The sequence below is a fragment of the Escherichia sp. MOD1-EC6021 genome, assembly GCF_002965245.1.
GTDB lineage: Bacteria > Pseudomonadota > Gammaproteobacteria > Enterobacterales > Enterobacteriaceae > Escherichia > Escherichia coli_F.
The window spans coordinates 1-420 of the sequence record NZ_PTRU01000127.1 but is presented as its reverse complement, the minus strand read 5'-3'; the positions used below and the strand labels follow the sequence as shown (position 1 = coordinate 420).

Below are 420 nucleotides of genomic sequence, written 5' to 3'. Positions count from 1 at the left end.
GCTCTGATTCTGACTACTGCAGTGTTGTCCTGTCTGCCGGGCGCACCTTCGGCTCCCGGCTGCCTGGCGGCATCCGGTCGTCAGGCCCGACTCCGACAGGCAGCTGCTGGCGCACCTGTCAGTCTCCGCCAAACCCGCTGGCGCGGTTTCGGGCTGTCGCTACGGTCCGATGCGTGAAAACCCCGGGCTTGCAGCGACCGTTCCGGTCGCGCCGTGGCCTGCGCTCCTTACATCCCGGCAAAAGACCGCCGGGATGTAAGGGGCAACTCCGTTTCGCAAACCGCGCTTCACGTCGTTGCGGCGGGTCCCTGCCCGTTGTTGTGTCCGGTGCCATTCACCTGTTTAAGCCCCTGTCGCCGGGGGCAAAGACAGCCACAACCGTCTCCGCCAGTCCAGGGGTGAAATGCACATCCCGCAAAA

General features: G+C 65.0%; 1 pseudogene. It reads right to left on the bottom strand.

Going from position 1 to position 420, the window contains the following annotated elements:
• Window positions 1-121: 121 nt before the first annotated feature.
• Window positions 122-334, bottom strand: a pseudogene (locus tag BEB54_RS30065) (hypothetical protein); the annotation flags it as partial.
• Between the last annotated feature and the right edge of the window lie 86 nt (window positions 335-420).